This is a genomic window from Ignavibacteriota bacterium (genome assembly GCA_016707525.1).
GTDB lineage: Bacteria > Bacteroidota > Ignavibacteria > UBA10030 > UBA6906 > JAGDMK01.
The window spans coordinates 13,912-30,837 of the sequence record JADJHP010000008.1; the positions used below are offsets into that span (position 1 = coordinate 13,912).

13 protein-coding genes are annotated in these 16,926 nt (G+C 60.4%); 3 read left to right on the top strand and 10 right to left on the bottom strand.

The features are described 5' to 3' along the window. Positions 1-8 precede the first annotated feature (8 nt). The gene (locus IPI01_13125) at positions 9-1,691 is read right to left on the bottom strand and encodes a DUF1800 domain-containing protein (protein MBK7258709.1); all 1,683 of its coding nucleotides are present in this window, start codon (positions 1,689-1,691) and stop codon (positions 9-11) included. 206 nt (positions 1,692-1,897) lie between these two features. Here IPI01_13125 and IPI01_13130 point away from each other — a divergent pair, with 206 nt between their 5' ends. Genes IPI01_13130 through ettA form a run of 3 tightly spaced genes read left to right on the top strand, consistent with a single transcriptional unit; the run spans position 1,898 to position 4,906 of the window. After that, positions 1,898-2,398 (top strand): hypothetical protein, encoded by a 501-nt coding sequence (locus IPI01_13130; protein MBK7258710.1) that lies wholly within the window; start codon positions 1,898-1,900, stop codon positions 2,396-2,398. 59 nt (positions 2,399-2,457) lie between these two features. Beyond that, positions 2,458-3,246, top strand: coding sequence for a tRNA pseudouridine(38-40) synthase TruA (gene truA, locus IPI01_13135; GenBank protein MBK7258711.1), 789 nt, complete (start codon positions 2,458-2,460; stop codon positions 3,244-3,246). Beyond that, positions 3,236-4,906 carry an energy-dependent translational throttle protein EttA gene (ettA, locus tag IPI01_13140; protein MBK7258712.1) on the top strand — a complete coding sequence of 557 codons (1,671 nt, stop codon included), beginning with the start codon at positions 3,236-3,238 and terminating at the stop codon, positions 4,904-4,906. The genes truA and ettA overlap by 11 nt, the downstream gene beginning before the upstream one ends. 148 nt (positions 4,907-5,054) lie before the next feature. Here ettA and IPI01_13145 read toward each other — a convergent pair whose 3' ends face one another. The 9 genes from IPI01_13145 to IPI01_13185 all read right to left on the bottom strand — a co-directional run bounded on the left by IPI01_13145 (position 5,055) and on the right by IPI01_13185 (position 16,860). Then, entirely contained in the window at positions 5,055-5,321 is a 267-nt protein-coding gene (locus IPI01_13145; protein ID MBK7258713.1) for a hypothetical protein, read from the bottom strand. Positions 5,322-5,330: 9 nt separating this feature from the next. Continuing rightward, positions 5,331-6,038 carry a hypothetical protein gene (locus tag IPI01_13150; GenBank protein ID MBK7258714.1) on the bottom strand — a complete coding sequence of 236 codons (708 nt, stop codon included), beginning with the start codon at positions 6,036-6,038 and terminating at the stop codon, positions 5,331-5,333. Positions 6,039-6,049: 11 nt separating this feature from the next. Further along, positions 6,050-8,068 (bottom strand): transglutaminase domain-containing protein, encoded by a 2,019-nt coding sequence (locus tag IPI01_13155; protein ID MBK7258715.1) that lies wholly within the window; start codon positions 8,066-8,068, stop codon positions 6,050-6,052. Then, the gene (locus IPI01_13160) at positions 8,065-8,943 is read right to left on the bottom strand and encodes a hypothetical protein (protein ID MBK7258716.1); all 879 of its coding nucleotides are present in this window, start codon (positions 8,941-8,943) and stop codon (positions 8,065-8,067) included. The genes IPI01_13155 and IPI01_13160 overlap by 4 nt, the downstream gene beginning before the upstream one ends. Positions 8,944-9,315: 372 nt before the next feature. Further along, positions 9,316-10,296, bottom strand: coding sequence for a hypothetical protein (locus tag IPI01_13165; GenBank protein ID MBK7258717.1), 981 nt, complete (start codon positions 10,294-10,296; stop codon positions 9,316-9,318). A gap of 228 nt (positions 10,297-10,524) precedes the next feature. Next, positions 10,525-13,170, bottom strand: a complete 2,646-nt coding sequence (locus IPI01_13170) for a sigma 54-interacting transcriptional regulator (protein MBK7258718.1) — start codon at positions 13,168-13,170, stop codon at positions 10,525-10,527. Continuing rightward, complete coding sequence (locus IPI01_13175) at positions 13,152-14,363, bottom strand: peptidoglycan DD-metalloendopeptidase family protein (GenBank protein MBK7258719.1); 1,212 nt, start codon at positions 14,361-14,363, stop codon at positions 13,152-13,154. The genes IPI01_13170 and IPI01_13175 overlap by 19 nt, the downstream gene beginning before the upstream one ends. Next, a complete protein-coding gene (locus IPI01_13180; GenBank protein MBK7258720.1) occupies positions 14,360-15,139 on the bottom strand; it encodes a DUF4292 domain-containing protein in 780 nt (259 codons plus the stop codon). Before IPI01_13180 ends, IPI01_13175 begins: the two co-directional genes overlap by 4 nt. After that, positions 15,136-16,860: a tetratricopeptide repeat protein gene (locus IPI01_13185; GenBank protein MBK7258721.1), complete on the bottom strand. Its 1,725-nt coding sequence runs from the start codon at positions 16,858-16,860 to the stop codon at positions 15,136-15,138. Before IPI01_13185 ends, IPI01_13180 begins: the two co-directional genes overlap by 4 nt. Between the last annotated feature and the right edge of the window lie 66 nt (positions 16,861-16,926).

Here is a 16,926-nt window from a genome sequence, read left to right on the forward strand (position 1 = left end):
CTCCCCTCCTATTGTAACTGGAATTCAGGCATGGACAGCATGAACGCGTAGAGTACCTGCAGCTTCGTCAGGACCGCGTTCCGTTTGGTCGCATTGCCCGGGTCGGCAAGATACAGATCCCATTCAAGCGTCCACTCGTAATCGGGCAAGCCGGGTATGAGCGTCTGCTTGAGGAAGGCCTTCTGTGCCGCTGTGAGGGGGACCGCGAAGATGATGCGCGCGCTTTCCTCGATGAGCGCGTCGATGTTGCGCGAATCAGGAAGGTTCGCCGTGAAGGTGATGACATCCGCCGCGAACTTGAACCCGGATGTGCTGTAGCCGTTCTTCAACAGCAGATTGCTGAGCGTCGCACGGCGCGGCAACGTGTCCGAGTTGATCCACAATTCATAGAACTGCGGCGACTGATAATATGCCGGCCAACCCGCAACGGACGGTGGATCAGCGATGTCCTGCTGCATGGCCCCGGCCTGGGTCGCGATATAGTAGTAGACCTTGTATCGCGTGGCGACATCCGCCGGATACGGCAAACTGAAGACCCGCGGGATGCCGACGGCAAATTCCAGCGGACTCTTGATCATGCAACCCACATTGAGGGGATCGTAGAAGTGCGCGCTCTGGAACAGCGCGCGCAGCACGGGCAACACATTGTAGTTGTTCTGCCGGAGGATGTTCGCCATCGGCACGATGACGTTGGCCTCCACGGCCTCGTCGATCACGTAGTACACGAACCAGCGGTAGAGTCTCCGGCAAAGATATTTCGCCGTCTCCTCCTGTTCGAAGATCATGTCCAGTAACGCATTGACCTCCGTGATGCCGTCGGTCGATGGCGCGATCGTCCGGTTCCCGTACCTCGCGGAGAATTGCTTGGTCGTTGTGTCGTGCCGTGTGAGCGTGAATTTCGACGGCGTCGCCCCTGGCTGCGGCAGCACCGTCGAGTCCTCCTGCCAGCCGGTCAGAACTTTGGCGGCCGCCTTCACATCGGCTTCGGTATACGTGGTGTAGTCGCCCGGACCCGCAAGGGGCCCCTTCCCGATCGTGAAGAGCTCCTGCAACTCACGCCCGTAGTTCTCGTTCGGATTCGTCTTGGTATTCGCATTCCCGTTCAGATAGCGCAACATCGCGCCGGAAATCGTCATCGCCCGGGCAAGGTCCTTCCAGTTCCCGAGCGCATGCTGCCGCAGAAGATCCGTGTACCGCCACTGAAAGCGCGGCTCGTTCACGACATTCCTCTGCGTCACGAAATGGTTGTGCCAGAACAGGACCATTTTCTCCATGACCGACGGCGACTGCTGAAGCATCAGGCCGGTCCACCACGATTTCAACGAGACGTACCGCGCACCCGTCGGATCGAAGGTGGAAGCCGGGTCCTTCGCGTTGGAGTAGACCCATGTGTCGCCAACGGCGACCATCTCCCGGGTGTCCGTAGCAAGAGGCTTGCTATCGACGGCCGAGGTGGACAGGATCATGTCCAGTGCCGCTGTCATATTCATGGTTTGAAATGCCTGCAGGTCGGCAGGCGAGGGCCCGAAAGTGGTACGCCGGAGCAGATGGAAGATCTGCTCCCTGCCCCAGAGCCCGGTGTAAGGCTCGAGGCCGCTGAGTGCGCGGGGCGTTTTCGGGGAGTTCGGTGTTGGCGAACGCGAGGGGATCGGATTGATTCGCGTGCGCGGAAGGATCGGCCAGGGCAGCATCAAGCATGCCGCCGAGTACAGTTCGTCGGTCCATGGGCGCCTATGTGCAAGAACGGTGAACGTAATCCGCAGGTTGGATTAGACGCATGGTGCGAACTTTCCCGGTCACATGCAAGCCGCACCCGTTTGACAAAGCTCGAAATTCTTCTATATTAGGAGGCACTTCTGCGTCCAACCCACGAGCTCCTCACGTTGCGGAGGTTCCCATGAAGCAGATGCCCCTCGCTCTGTCCCTGGTGGTGCTTGTCGCCTGCCTTGTCGCCGGATGTGGCAAATCCGACGAAATGAAGAAGATCGAAGCTGCATTGAACACAGAAGTGATGGACAAGCACGATGTGATCATGAAGCTTGTCCCGGAATTGGATGGCCTCACGACGCACATCTCTGCCGTGATGGCAAAGCACGATTCCCTGGTCAAGAAGTACCCGGCCCTCGCCTCCGGCCACACAACCGCCGATCTGGTCGCGGCCCAGGAAAAGATCACCGCCGCCAAGGCCGCCATGGATGCCTGGATGCGGGGGTTCAAACCGTATGACCCCGATGCGAAGCATGATGGCGTGCTCGCCGGATTGAACGTCCAGAAGGACGAACTCATCGCCATGGAAAAGCAGTTCGCGGAAGCACGGTTGGCCGCACTGGACGCCATTGCGAAACATGAGGTCGCGGCGGACATGGTGATCGCCAACGCCGGCAAGAAGAAACACTGATCCGTTCACAGGAGAGACGAGCGAGGGGATCATGTAGACCATGATCCCCTCTCCTTTTGATGGCCCGGTATAAACTGACAGTCGAATATGAGGGGACGCGCTACCGCGGGTGGCAGCCCCAGAAGAACGTCCGGACCGTGGGCGGCGAGATACAACGCGCTATCCACGACGTCTGCAAGACCCCGACGTTTGAGTTCCAGGGGTCCGGACGTACCGATGCAGGCGTCCATGCCCTCGGACAGGTGGCTCATCTCGAGATCGCGACCCAACTCGCTCCCGATATTCTGCGAATGAAGCTGAACGATCTCCTCCCGGCCGATATCTCGATCCTCGACCTCGTGCGCGCAGATGCCCGCTTCCACGCCCGGCACCACGCCGTCTCGCGCAGCTATCTCTACCAGATCTGCCGCCGGCGCACCGCCCTCGGCAAACGCTTCGTCTGGTGGGTGAAGGACCCGCTGAACGTTCGCGCGATGCAAACAGCAGCGAAACACTTTGTCGGTATGCATGACTTCCGGTCCTTCACGGATGATGATCCGGAAGAAAAATCAACGAAGGTCGAGGTCGAGGAACTCCGCGTGGAAGAACGCGGCGACCTTATCATCGTACGTATGCGCGGCTCCCACTTCGTCTGGAAGATGGTCCGCAGGGTCGTCGGCGTTCTCGCCGAGGTGGGCCGCGGTGCACTCCCCGGTGCCGCCGTCCCCCGCCTGCTCCACGAAGAATCGGATCTTCCTGCACAACTCACGGCGCCGCCCTCCGGACTGTTCCTGGAACGCGTCTATTATAAAGACGAACAACTCCTCACAGATCTCCAACCTGTAACGAATATCTCGTATGAGCGATAACAAGATCATCTTCTCCATGGTCGGCGTGGGCAAGGTCTACCCGCCCAACCGCCAGGTCCTCAAAGGGATCTATCTGTCGTTCTTCTACGGCGCCAAGATCGGCGTGCTCGGCCTCAACGGCTCCGGCAAGAGCTCCCTCCTCCGCATCATCGCCGGACTGGATAAGGACTATCTCGGCGATATCACCATCCAGAAAGGCATCACGTTCGGATACCTGCCGCAGGAACCGGAACTGGATGTGGCCAAGACGGTCAAAGACATCGTGGAGGAAGGCGTCGCCGAAACGGCCGCCCTCCTCAAGCAGTATGAGGATGTGAGCAACAAGCTCTCCGATCCCGATGCGGACTTCGACACGCTCCTCGAGAAGCAGGCGGCACTGCAGGAAAAGATCGACCATGCGAATGCATGGGACCTCGAGAGCCGCCTCGAACAGGCGATGGATGCCCTGCGCTGCCCCCCCGGCGATACACCGGTGAAGATCCTGTCGGGCGGCGAACGCCGCCGCGTCGCCCTCTGCCGGCTCCTCCTCCAGAACCCGGACGTCCTGCTGCTCGACGAACCGACGAACCACCTCGATGCCGAATCAGTGGCGTGGCTCGAACACTTCCTCGGCCAGTACCCGGGAACGGTCCTCGCCGTCACCCACGACCGCTATTTCCTCGACAACGTCGCAGGCTGGATCCTCGAACTCGACCGCGGCGAAGGGATCCCGTTCGAGGGGAACTACTCCTCCTGGCTGGATCAGAAGCGTGCACGCCTTGCGATCGAAGAGAAGCAGGAATCAAAACGCCAGAAGACCCTCCAGCAGGAACTCGAATGGATCCGGCTGAACCCGAAGGGACAGCACAACAAGAGCAAGGCCCGAATCTCCGCGTATGAGAAGATGCTCAGCGAAGAATCCGAGAAGCGCAACGAAGAAATGGAGATCTTCATCCCGCCGGGGCCGCGGTTGGGCACCGTCGTGATCGAAGCACAGGGAGTGTCGAAGGCCTACGGCGAGAACGTGCTGTTCGAGAACCTCAGCTTCCAGCTCCCCCCGGGCGGCATCATCGGGGTGATCGGCCCGAACGGCGCCGGCAAGACAACACTCTTCAAAATGATCACGGGCCTGGCGACACCGGATGGCGGGTCGTTCAAGATCGGTGAGACGGTGAAGCTCGGCTACGTGGACCAGAACCGCCCGCTCGACGGCGAGAAGACCATCTGGCAGGAGATCTCAGGCGAACAGGACCTGCTCCAGCTCGGTCACCGCGAGGTGAATTCACGCGCCTATGTGGCCCGGTTCAATTTCAGCGGCACCGACCAGCAGAAGAAGACCAGCGCGCTCTCCGGCGGCGAGCGGAACCGCGTGCATCTCGCCAAGATGCTGAAGGAAGGCGCGAACGTGCTCCTGCTCGATGAGCCCACGAACGATCTGGACGTGCACACGCTCCGCGCGCTGGAAGAAGCACTGATGAACTTCGCCGGCTGCGCGGTGGTCATTTCCCACGACCGGTGGTTCCTGGATCGCATCGCGACGCACATCCTGGCCTTCGAAGGGGAAAGCGTTGTTGCCTGGTACGATGGGAACTACTCGGAATATGAAGCCGACAGGAAGAAGCGGCTCGGCATCGAGGCCGATCGGCCACACCGCATCAAATACAAGCGCCTGATCCGCTAGGTCGGAAGGAAGATCCAGAAGCGAAAAGAGGAGAGTGCCCGGTGGCCTCTCCTCTTTTTCTTTACAGTATCCATTGTCCGTTGTCCGTTATTGTCATTGCATGATCCATTGTCCGTTGTCCATTCCCCATTGCATGATCCATGGTCCGCTATCCATTCCCCATTGCATGATCCATTGTCCGTTGTCCATTCCCATTGCATGTTGGTCCGTTATCCATTCCCCATTGCATGATCCATGGTCCGCTATCCATTCCCCATTGCATGATCCATTGTCCGTTGTCCATTCCCCATTGCATGATCCATTGTCCGCTATCCATTCCCCATTGCATGATCCATTGTCCGTTATCCATTCCCCATTGCATGATCCATTGTCCGCTATCCATTCCCCATTGCATGATCCATTGTCCGTTGTCCATTCCCCATTGCTAATTGTTCCTCCTCAACGCCTCGATCCTCGCATTCACCACCGCCGCCTGCGATGAGGAAAGCCCATCCATCCTCTTGATGGCGTGGTATTCTGTCACGGCCTCTCCCCTCAGGTTCGCCTTCTCCATCGCCGCCGCAAGCGCCAACCGGTTGTCCACAATGCCCGCCAGCGACGGGAACAACCGGAATACCTCCATCGTGCGCAGCACGGCGGTCGCCGAGAACCCGTTCTCCAGCAACACCTTCGCACCGTTCAGCAACGAGCGGCCAACCTGCGGATCGTTCTCCGCGATCGCGCCACGGCCCGCATCCGTCCCGTGCATCACGGCAGCATTGGAGATCTGAGGGCCACCGTTGCGGTCCGGCTCCGGCGTCGCACGTACCTTCTGCATCGTCAGCTTCAACATCAACTCCTCCTGCGTCAGCTCACGCACATCCGACATGTCCACAATGACGTCCGCCGGTAACGCCAGTCGACGCACGCTCCCCCCCGATCCCTCCTGCACGAGCAACGTCGCCGATCCGGTCTTCCCCGTCCGCATGGAATCATTCGGGCGGAGCACATCGCCCGCCGCGACCGTCGTCCACTCTTCCGTGACCCCGTGCCGTACCGTGACCTCACCGTTCATCTTCTGGATCGTGATCGATCCCGCATGCGCCGCCATCACACCCGACAGCAGCAGCACAAATACGCCTGTCAGTCTCATGATCTCCTCCTTCAGTTCACATCCACGATACGGACCCACCCGTGTGCGAGCCCGAGCCCGATCTCCACATCATCAAAATACCTCTGCGCTCCCGAAGACCATGCCTCATCGAACCCGCGCACGATGACGGTGGTCTCGATGGGGATCCAGACCGTCTCCTTCCCCTGCGCGTTCCGCCGGACGACATACCGCTTGGGATTGCCGGCTATCGAGGAGCCGAACCGCGGCTCCACACCACTATCGAACAACAGATAGATGTGCGCCTGATCGGGATTGGCCGGCGGAACAACATCCACGAACGCCGTGGGTACCCCGATACTGCTCAGCAGCGACGCAAAACAGACGGTCATATCGTCGCAATCCCCACCCCGTTGTTCAAGCGTTTCGGATGGGTACTGCACAACATCCGCGCTGAGCCTCGGGTCGTTCACGTATTGCAGCTTGCCGGCAAAGGCTGCAATGAGCGTGCGCGCCTTCACGAACTGATCGGGCATGCCTGCCTGTCCCACAAGAGAGTCCCGCCGCCCCAACAACACGTCGCGCGAGTACTTCAACACCGCCGGATCGTCCGGGGTGACGAAATACCGGAGCGTCAAAACATCCCCGTCCCACGCATTGCGCCCATGGAACAACAGACGCGTCTGGAATCGGTCGTCATATTCTTCCGCCGGCGTCGCATTCACGAACACATTTCCCTCGCGGATGCTCTGCGTGGAGACACGGTTCACCTGATCGTTGAAAACCGCCATCACCGGCACATCGGCCTCGGTCCCTGGAGCCAGATACACCGGCTGCGACTCCGTCGGAGCATCCATCAATCGCTCCACGAAGAAACTCACGCGTGCATGGATCGGCCGGTCGGAGATATTGCGCACCTTCGCCATGCCGATCGGTTTGTACGCGAACACCTCCCGGGCAGCCGGATAGACACCCGCGGCAATGGTGACACCCTCGATGCGCGCGAGACTCTCGCGGATATGCCCGAAGATCGCCCGCACGGACAATGTGATGCGGTCGCGGCTGTACGGATGCATGTCGAGGTTCACGATATCACCCGGATCGAAACTCAACGCCGATGTGCTGCCGCGATGCCCGCCGGCATGCAGGAAATGGAAGAATCCCGCATCCACATCAAAGAACTGATAGGACCATCCGATCCCAGCCCCAACAGCCGTCAGTGGCGACTGCTCGGCGGTATTGACCGTCGTGCTGCCGCGGATGGCGAATCCTCCCCCGGGCATCCACTCGGCACCCAGGGCACCGATGCCTGCAGTGCTCGCCGACGCGTAGAGGCTCAACGTTCGCACGGGCCGTGCGCTCAGGCCTGCTTCGAGGAACACCTTCGAAGGAAGCCGGTAGGGATCGAGGACACTGTTCACGTCGCCTGACGAGGAACTCATGAGGTTCCGGGCGACAAGTGCAACGGACCAGACGTCGGACGGCTTCCAATGGAGTCCGAGGTCCGCACACCACGTCGTTCTGCTGTAGGTCTCCTTGGACACGGCAGGATACGAGATCGTGTCGCGGATGATGATCTGATACCGCGTATCGATGACACGCTCGTACCGGTTGCGGGCACCGATGCCGACGGAGAACTGTGGAGAGAACCTGTGAGCATAAGCGAGTGCATATGCTTCACGGTAGGTGATCTCACGATCCGCGGATTCGGGGATATTGGACCCGCCGATCGTCAACACGGGAGGTATCACGAACGAGACTTCCGATCCGGGGGTGTAGCGGAATGCAGCAGCATCATCCTCCAGAAAGCGCTTCCCGATCGCAAGCCCATGGAAGACGAACCCGTTCTTCGCCGTCGACGGGTCGCTGTAGGCACCGAAACTCAGGTCCCAGTCACGGAGCGCTACCAAACCCGCGGGGTTGGTGGAGAACTCCCTTGTATCGCGTACCGCCGCCGGCTGGAAGCCGATGGCAAGCGAACGCGCATCTGCGAACGACTGCGCCCACAACTGTCCGCTGCAAGCGAATGCCCCGATCATGAGTATGCCGGCCCGGCAGCGCATCACGGTCAACGCAGCTCGACAAAAACATTGTACACCGCGGCAGCCTGACTCAGGACCTTTCCTGCAACGGGCTGCGTCACCGTCGTCACGGTCTTGTTCGCCAGCACAAAGGTGAGAACAAATGTCGTCCCCGCGGGAAGCTGCGAGAGAAGTTTCGACGGGATCACCCCGCGGCCATTGTTGGTTCGTACACGGAGCTCGATCAGCGGGCGCGTCCGCTTCTTCAGGACGTCATAATAGCTGATGATGACGGTCATCTTCCCCTTCCCGCCATTCCAGACGATCGGCATGTTCGAGGAGCGCGGGTGGATCGCACCCCCGCGCGGGGACAGCACAGTGAGTGCCTCGGGGGTCCGCTCACCAACGATCAGCACCGGCTGTAAACGGTTGATCACCGTCCAGGTGTACGCATGATCGTGCTGGTAAGAACTGGAGAGGTCGGCGAGGTATTCAACGCCGCGTACGATCGCGGAGTCGGACAGGATCGGACGCAGTATCGGGATCCGGTGCGGCACCTTGACCATCAGTGCCCCGTCCAGAACGACCGATCCGACGTCCCTCCCCACAAAACCCACCGCGGTACTCGAGAGGCGTGCAACACTGTCCGCAAAGAACACGCGGCTGTACGCAATGGATCTCTTGACCGACCCGGCATCCCACGTGACCGCATTGATCAGGAACGCGGCGGCAGCCTTGACCTCTTCATCAGGCAGTACACCGGTGGAATCCACCGATGCCGTGGCAATGTTCGAATCCGGCAGCGAGACGGCGAACGCTTCGAGGTTCGTCACGGCCGTCTCATCGACGAGCTCGACCTCCGAAGGATGCTTGCATCCCCCGATGACCAGGGCGAACAAGCTCAACACGACCAGCAGGCGCTTCATGGCAACCCTCTCCGGCGACAGACCCTCGCGGTGGATGCGTTCAGGTGCGGCCGAACGACCCTCCGGACGGCATTCCGTTGTGATCCGTGCACGTGCACGGCGGCCAATTTCTTTCGCAATTCCGGGGTTGTCGCAGATCGATCGAAGATGCGTGAACATCTGAACTTCGATCGCCTGCGAGAACCGTTGACGCTGTGCATCACACTTCCGACAGGCAATGCCGAAGGCGTCCTTCGGCACACGGATCATCCATCCGATGTCATCGATCCGTATTCCCTGTGAAATAATATAGCACATTCCCACACATTTGCATGAACAGCCGCCCCCCGGGGCCGTCAAGCCACCGGGGGACGTTCTCCCACCACACACGATCTAGAACACCCGGTACGGAACACCCCACCAGCTCACGGAGTACGGTGCGGCATCATCCATCAGGGTCGCACGGGTGACCGCATCGATGCCCATATGGAACCAGCCCCGGTGGAAATGAACGAACTGTGGTGCCGTACGGGCGATCTCAAACACCCGGGTGTATGTCCCATCGCCGTTATTGACCTCAGACGCCAGGGCCAGACGGACCCGCTTGTGGTTGTTCCCGCTCACCCCGTACCGCAGGGCGACGAGATCCGTGTCCGCAGAGGCCGACACCACCGTCACCTGGAGCTTCAACCCCTGCCCCGCAAGGTACTCCGGCACATCCTTCCGCCCGCCGTTGAACAGCTTGAGCCAGCGATACCGCAGGAAGTACGCATTCGGATCGGTGATGGTGATGGTGTCCGTCGTGGACACGTACAGCACCAGCTTCGTGATCTCGATCTGGTTGTTCGGTGATGCCGTGCCACCTTCCACCAGCGACGTGGCAACCGGTACCCAGTTCAGCCAGAACCTGTCGGTGCTGCGGTTCACACGCTTGAAGATGACGTTCCGCTTGGACAGGTCGTTGAACGGCTTCTCGATCGTGACCGTGTCACCCGTCCCGTTGACGCCACGGATCTTCAGCGTTCCGCTGATGCTCTTGTCGACCATCGCAATGGCGATCGTATCGCCCGGCTGGATGGTCGTGGTCACCGTCCGCGTTACGCTCGTAACGAACCGGCCCCAGCGGAGCGGGGTGATCGCCGCATCAACCTTGCCGAATGTACCATAGTCGAAGCTCTCGATCGACTTGTCCGCAAAGGTCTCTTCATCATTCGCTACGAACTCATCGCTCTTGGCAAAGTACTGCATCGCCTGCTCTTCATTCGTCACCCCTACCGGAGCGGCCTCGTCCGGCCCATTGTCCTTCTTGCAGCCCGTCACAAGCACACCGGTCAGCATGACCGCTGCCATCAGCACCATCGTGGTTCGTTTCATTGTCTCCTCCTCAAGGAATGTTGTTGTTGGTGGATCTGTCCTGACTGCATTGGCTTCGTTGCACTGCTCAGGACATTTCAACCGGCATGCCAGATTTCACGGAAGAGGACAACAGCGGCGTAACTGTATGGATGACAAGCAATTACCGGCACGGCCCATCAGCAGGAGTGTCGAACGCTTCTGCGGGAAGTGCGGGATTCTGCATACGAAGTGCGGGAAGTGAGGAATTCAGGCGCTGGGAGGGAGGGTCCAGAGTTTCCGGAAATGCGCCTCAGCAGCCTGCTCCAGGTACCCATGATAGCGCTGCGGCAAGTTCTTGGCCTTGGTGCGGAGACGCGGACGGGCTGCATCCCATGGGAGGGAGATGTCGATCCCTTCGACGATATTGCTGAGGTACTCGACGTAGCGTTTCCTGACCCGATCATTGATCGCCGTATCTCCGGACAAGGAAATGTGGCTTATGGCCTGCTCGAGGTCGAATTGATGCTCCACAAAGACCCTCAGGAATTCACCCCGGAGATACTCGGCAACGGTGCCCCGGTTCAACCCGCCGAGCGCAGACGCTGTGTCCGTGATCGCACTGCGGGAAAAACCGAATTCCCGGACCATATCCAGGACCTGCTCCTGAACGGGTACGCTCTTTCGTGCAGCTTCGGCAAGTTCCTCAGGAAGATCCCTGAGATGTATGAGGGACCGGCTCTCCGATCTCGCCAACACCGCACCCCGGCGGATCGCGCTCTCCAGTTCCCGCACATTGCCCGGCCACCGGTGCTGCTGCAACACATCCATCACGTTCCGGGAGATACGCAGTCCACCCTGCTCCTTCGCGAGGAAGTGCTCCACCAGCACCGGAATGTCCTCATGCCGCTCCCGCAACGGCGGAAGCGATACCGACAGCACATTGAGACGGTAGTACAGGTCCTCGCGGAACTTCCGGACCTTCACAAGTTCGCGCAGCTCCTTGTTCGTTGCCGCGACCACGCGCACGTTGAGCTTGATCGTGCGCGTACCGCCGACACGTTCCAGCTCGCCTTCCTGCAACACACGAAGGAGCTTCAACTGAAATCCCTCCGACACCTCGCCGATCTCATCGAGGAAGATCGTCCCGCCATCCGCCAGCTCGAACCTTCCGAGTTTGTCCTTCACCGCACCGGTGAAGGCGCCCTTGTCGTGGCCGAAGAGTTCGCTTTCCAGGAGCGACTCCGACAATGCCCCGCAGTTCACCGCAATGAACGGCGCAGCAGCCCGCTGGCTCCGCACATGGATCGCGCGGGCCACACGCTCTTTCCCCGTCCCGCTCTCGCCCAGAATAAGTACCGGTGCATCGCTGCTGGCGATCTTGCCGATGAAATCCACGACGGCCCGCATGGGGCCGTTCTTGCGGTAGATCATCCCCTCGAATTCCAGCCGCTCGTCATCCTCTCCCGATCCTGCATACTCTTCCATATCATCGGCACGCGAGGAGAGTGTGCGGATCTCCGCTTTGTTCTTCCGGATCTCTTCAAGCAACTCCTCGGTGCGGTCAGGCGGACGCGCGGTCTGATAATCCAGAAGCTCACGCTCGAGCACCGCCAGACGGGCTTCCCGGTCACGGAGCTCGCCCAGGACCGCATTCTTCTCCGCGGCAAGTGCATCCACCTGTCCGCTGGTGATACGGTGCCGCACGACCACGGCAGTGACCGTCGCCACGATCCCCACGAAGAGTGGTGCAAGGACCGGGACCACGATCGCCGCCCAACGGAACGCCGCCTGCGATACGACGAGCAACACCATGGCCAGGACGACGGGCCCGACACGGTCCCACGGCGATGGCAACTGCAGCACGCATGCTCCGCACAGCACACCGAACAGGAGCCCGATCAGGGCCATCATCCATCCCGGCATCTCCGTGAGATATTCACCGGCGAGCGCGTTGTCAAGGGCACTGGCATGAACGAGGACAGAGGGCAACCGGGGATCCACGGGCGTATGCACGAAGAAACCGCGGCCACTGGAGATCGGTCCGATAAGCACGATCTTGTCCTTCAGCCGGAGTAGCCCGGATGATGATCCCTCCCCCGCCCGTACACGGTCGTACTCCCGCAGGACCTGAAGGAACGGCATCGCCGTGAACGAGGAGAGCGGACCGGGATACAGGAGCGAGACGGAACCGCTGACCGGAACATCATGCACGATCCGTGCGGACCGGCTGCGGATCGTCAGCGTGCCACCATCATACTGCACACCATCACGGGAAACGCCCGCACTGACCCGCGCGAGCTCGGTCGCAAAGGAAGGTATGACCCCGGTGCCATACGCGACGAACACGGGGATCGCACCCCGGCCGGAGAAATTCACATGCCCGAGACCGGCGGAACCATCTCGGAATGGCGCCAGCGGAAGGTGGAGGCCACGCCCGTACACCTGCGGCTCAGAGACGCCGGGATATGAGAACAGCCCCGCAGGTGCTGCAGCACTGTCCCCGGGGTGCGATCGCACCACGGAATCGAGATAACATGTCATGACGACCGGCACCGATGACCTCATCACCGATGCCAGCACCTGATCGTACTCCGGATACTCATCCCGCCGGTCATCCAGCACCGGCTCGATACCAACGGCCCGCACATGAAGGTCCGTGAGCGTTTGCAGCATGAGCGCATGAAAGTTGCGTGGAACGGGCCAGCCCATCACCCCGATCGCCTCATCGTCGATATACACCACGACGATGTTCGTGTCCGCCATGCGGTCCCCGCGCAATGCATACCGGCCCGCCGTCACACCCTCTTCCAGCGACGCAAAGAGGCCGTGCAGTATGACCGTCAGCAGGAGTGCAAGGACGGCGGCACCGCTCACGGTGGCCGCGGCGCGAGGATTCATTGACGCATGAGCCATTGTTCGGGGTTCTGTTTGTCGCGGTCTTTCCAGACCTCAAAGTGCAGGCGCGGGCCATCCACCGAATCGCCGCTGCTACCGATCACATCACCCTCGTTGATGACCTGCCCTTCGAGGACATCGATCTCGGCAAGATGCGTATAGATCGTCCGGTAGCCGTCGTGATGATTCAGGATGACGAGGTTGCCATACGACGGGATGAACGAGATCATTGCGACCTTGCCGGACGCGACCGCCGTGACCGAACTGCCCGGCTGCACGGCAATATCGATGCCGGTGTTCGTGGTCACGGTACGAAGCGTCGGATGGCGGTACGGCCCGAAGCGGGCAACAATGTTCCCCTCCGTCACCGGCCAACGGAGCCGCCCCTTCTTCAATTCGAATTCGCCCGGCACGACCGGAGCCTCCGGCGTCGGAGGAAGCTTTTTCGCCGTGGACGTCTCCCGTTCATGCTCGGCCCGCTCGCGCTCCTCTTCGATCAGCCGCGCGATCATGTCCTCCATATCCCGGGCAGCCTTGATCTGGCGCTGGATCTGCCGCGCCATCATATTCTTGTCCTTGCGGATCCTGTTCAACGCCTCGCGGCGCTCCCCCGTGAGGACGGCGAGCCTGTCCTCTTCAGCGCTCTTCTCCGCCAGCAAACGCCGCTCCTCACTCAATTCCTTTTCCGCGCGCACCTGGATCTCAGACAACTGCACCTGTTTCCGCTGGATCCGCCGCGCATCACTCCGCCGCTGTTCGCTGAACCGGTGAAGGTATTCATTCCGCGCAATGAACTCCTCCACGGACGACGATGCGAACAGGATCTCCATGTCACGCGTCCGGCCGGTCTTGTACACGGACCGGACGTGCTTTGCATAATGCGCTTTCAGGAAGGCAAGCTGGGCTTCAAAGGACCGCGTGCTCCGACGCGTGGTGTCGATCCGCGCCTGCAACTGCCGTTCCGCGGCCTTGAGTCGGGTGATCAACTTCCGCACCAGCGTCGCCTTGTTGTCGTACGTGTCCAGCAACTCGAGGGTCTCCGTCTCGTTCTGCTGCTGGACCTTGACCTTCGCTTCCAGCTCCCGGATCTGCTCGCGGAGCGTCTCCAGTTCATCCTGCTTGCGCTGGATATCCCCCTGCGGAAGGGCATGGGCACCGCCCAGCACCAGACACATGATGAGGACAACGATCAGACGTGAACGGCGATTCATGGTTTCGATGACCGGATCTGCGCTGTACGCGGGACCGCATACCGGAACGAGAGTTCCGACGGATTCAATGTCAGGTCGTTATAGTAGACCGAGAGCTGCCGACCCTCGGTCGGAAATGACAACGAGATCTCACGGGGCATCCGCATTCCATCCTCTTCCATCGGACGCGACGTTTCCGCCCAGACCGACATCCCATTGCCGTTCCGCGAATATCTGCTCACCAGCGCCGTTGCAGGGTCCACCCAGAAGGTCTGGGTATCGCGCTGCGCCGTGTACGACAACACGAAGTGCTCATCGTCGACGGCATACCGTGCGGGAACAGCCCCGGCGGGAAAACGGAAGGCTCCGGTGAACGCATCCAACACCTGTTCCACGGTCAATGCGAAGGGAATGGCCCAACGGATCTCTCCCGTGGATGGGTCGCCCGCATAGACCGTGTTCTCGAGCCGGTTGAACATCACATACTGCGTACGGCTGAGGAAGAGGAAGCCGGCGTCGAGCCCGAACGGCCCCTCGAACCGGATAAGCAACGAATCCGGTTTTTTGAGCGAGAGCGTGAAGAACGCCGACCCACCCATGCCCGGGCCTTCGAACGAGACCGTCCCGGAACCGGTGAGCGAGGTGATACGCGAGCCGTTGGCTGTCACGCGCGACACCACGGTTGCGGGCGGGACCTTCTGCGTATCAAGCACCAGCTCCGCCGCTCTGGGCGAGCACCCGGCGAGCATCGCACCCAGAAGAAGGACAGCGAGGGTACGCGTCGGACCGGACGTCATAGGGATCCGCGTGAGATCTTGTCGCGCAATTGCGCATTCTGCTCGTCCAGCTTCAACGCCATGTTCCAGTGTTCGATCGCGAGATCCCTCTGGTTCATGCGGAAATAGATATCGCCCAGATGCTCATACACGACAGCATTGACCTCACCCTTGCTGATGGCCTTCTTGGTCCAGGTCTCCGCTTCCGGATAGCGCCCGAGCCGGTAATAGATCCAACCGATCGTGTCGAGATACGATGCATTGTCCGGTTGCTGGTCGACCGCTTTGCGCGACATCTCCAGGGCACGCTCGAGTTGGAGATCCCGGTCGGCGAGGCTGTAGGCAAAATTGTTCAGGACAAGATGATTCTCCGGATCGATCTTCAGCGCTTCCTCATACAGCGCATCGGAATCCTCGAAGCGGCGCATGGCGTCGTAGACCAGCGCAAGCTGTGCGATCGCATCCAGGTCCTTGGGGTTCAACTGCCGCGCATGTTCGAGCACACGCGCCGCATCGATGTTGCGGTTCAACCGGCTGTACGAAAGCCCGAGGAAAAAATTCACACGGAAATCATCCGGCAGGATCTTCACCGCCGATTCGAGGATGTGGGCCACCTCGGAGAAATTGTTCTTGCCGAGGAAGACCCCCGACATGTACACCCACGCATCGGCGTTCCAACTCGCAAGTTCGGTGACGCGGCGGAAGCTGCGCAGCGACAGGGTGTCGTCGTGCGTGACGCTGCCGATGGCGCCGAGGAACCAGAAGGAGCGCCAATCGTCCGGATGCTTCGCTGCGATCTGCTCAAAGAGACGTCGTGTCACCGGAGCGAGCGTGGAGTCCTTCGCCATCTGCGCAAAATACATCTCGCCAATGTGCACCTTCACCTCAACGGACACCGTATCGCGTGCAAGGAGCGTGTCGAATTCCTTCGCGGCCCGCGCATACTCGCCCCGTGCAAGATACAGCCCCGCCACTTCCGCCTGGATCTCCAGATCATCGGGATGGATGTCGCGAAGATCGTCGTACACCTTGAGCGCTTCATCGAATTTCCCGGCACGGGCATACGTCTGTGCGAGCGTCTTCTTGAGCTCTTTGTTGCTCGGATCGAGCAGCGTCATCTCGTGCAGGGCTTCGCCTGCCTTGTCGAACCTGCCCATCCGGTTGTTCAGGTCAGCGATCTGGAGGAAGACATCCCAATCGGGGCCAAAACGATCGATGATGCGTTCGTAGACCTCCAGCGCGCGGAGAGGCTTCCGCTGCTGGGAGATGCGTGCAAGATTGTACCACGCCTCCACCTGCGAGGAATCACGCTTGATCAACTCCTCGAACTGCCCGGCGGCGGCATCAAAATCGAATGCTGCCGCAAGGATGTCGGCGTAATTACGCCGGTAGGTCAACTGGTCGGGGGAGAGGCGGACCGCCTCCCGGGCATTCTCGATGGCGAGCGAGTGCTTGGAGAGCTGCGAATAGCACTTGGAAATGGCAAAATAGATGGCCGGATCCTTGTCGAACCGCAACGCATCCTGATACTCCAGGATGGCCTGGGGGAGGTCCCCCTTCAATTCGTACACAGAGCCATCGACGAAATGCTGCATTCCCAGACGCCGGGAGGCATCATCCGTACTCGGGCCCTTGGCGGACGCGGTTTCCCCGTCCGGTTTGCCCGATTGTCCCCCCCCGGAGCACCCTCCCAGGAGCAGGAGCGCTCCGAAAAACATGAGCAAGAACAACGCATTCTTCATGACAACATTCTCCTCCGGCCGTCTGTACTTCTGCAACAAAAAATATACCCATTGCCATAGTGAATA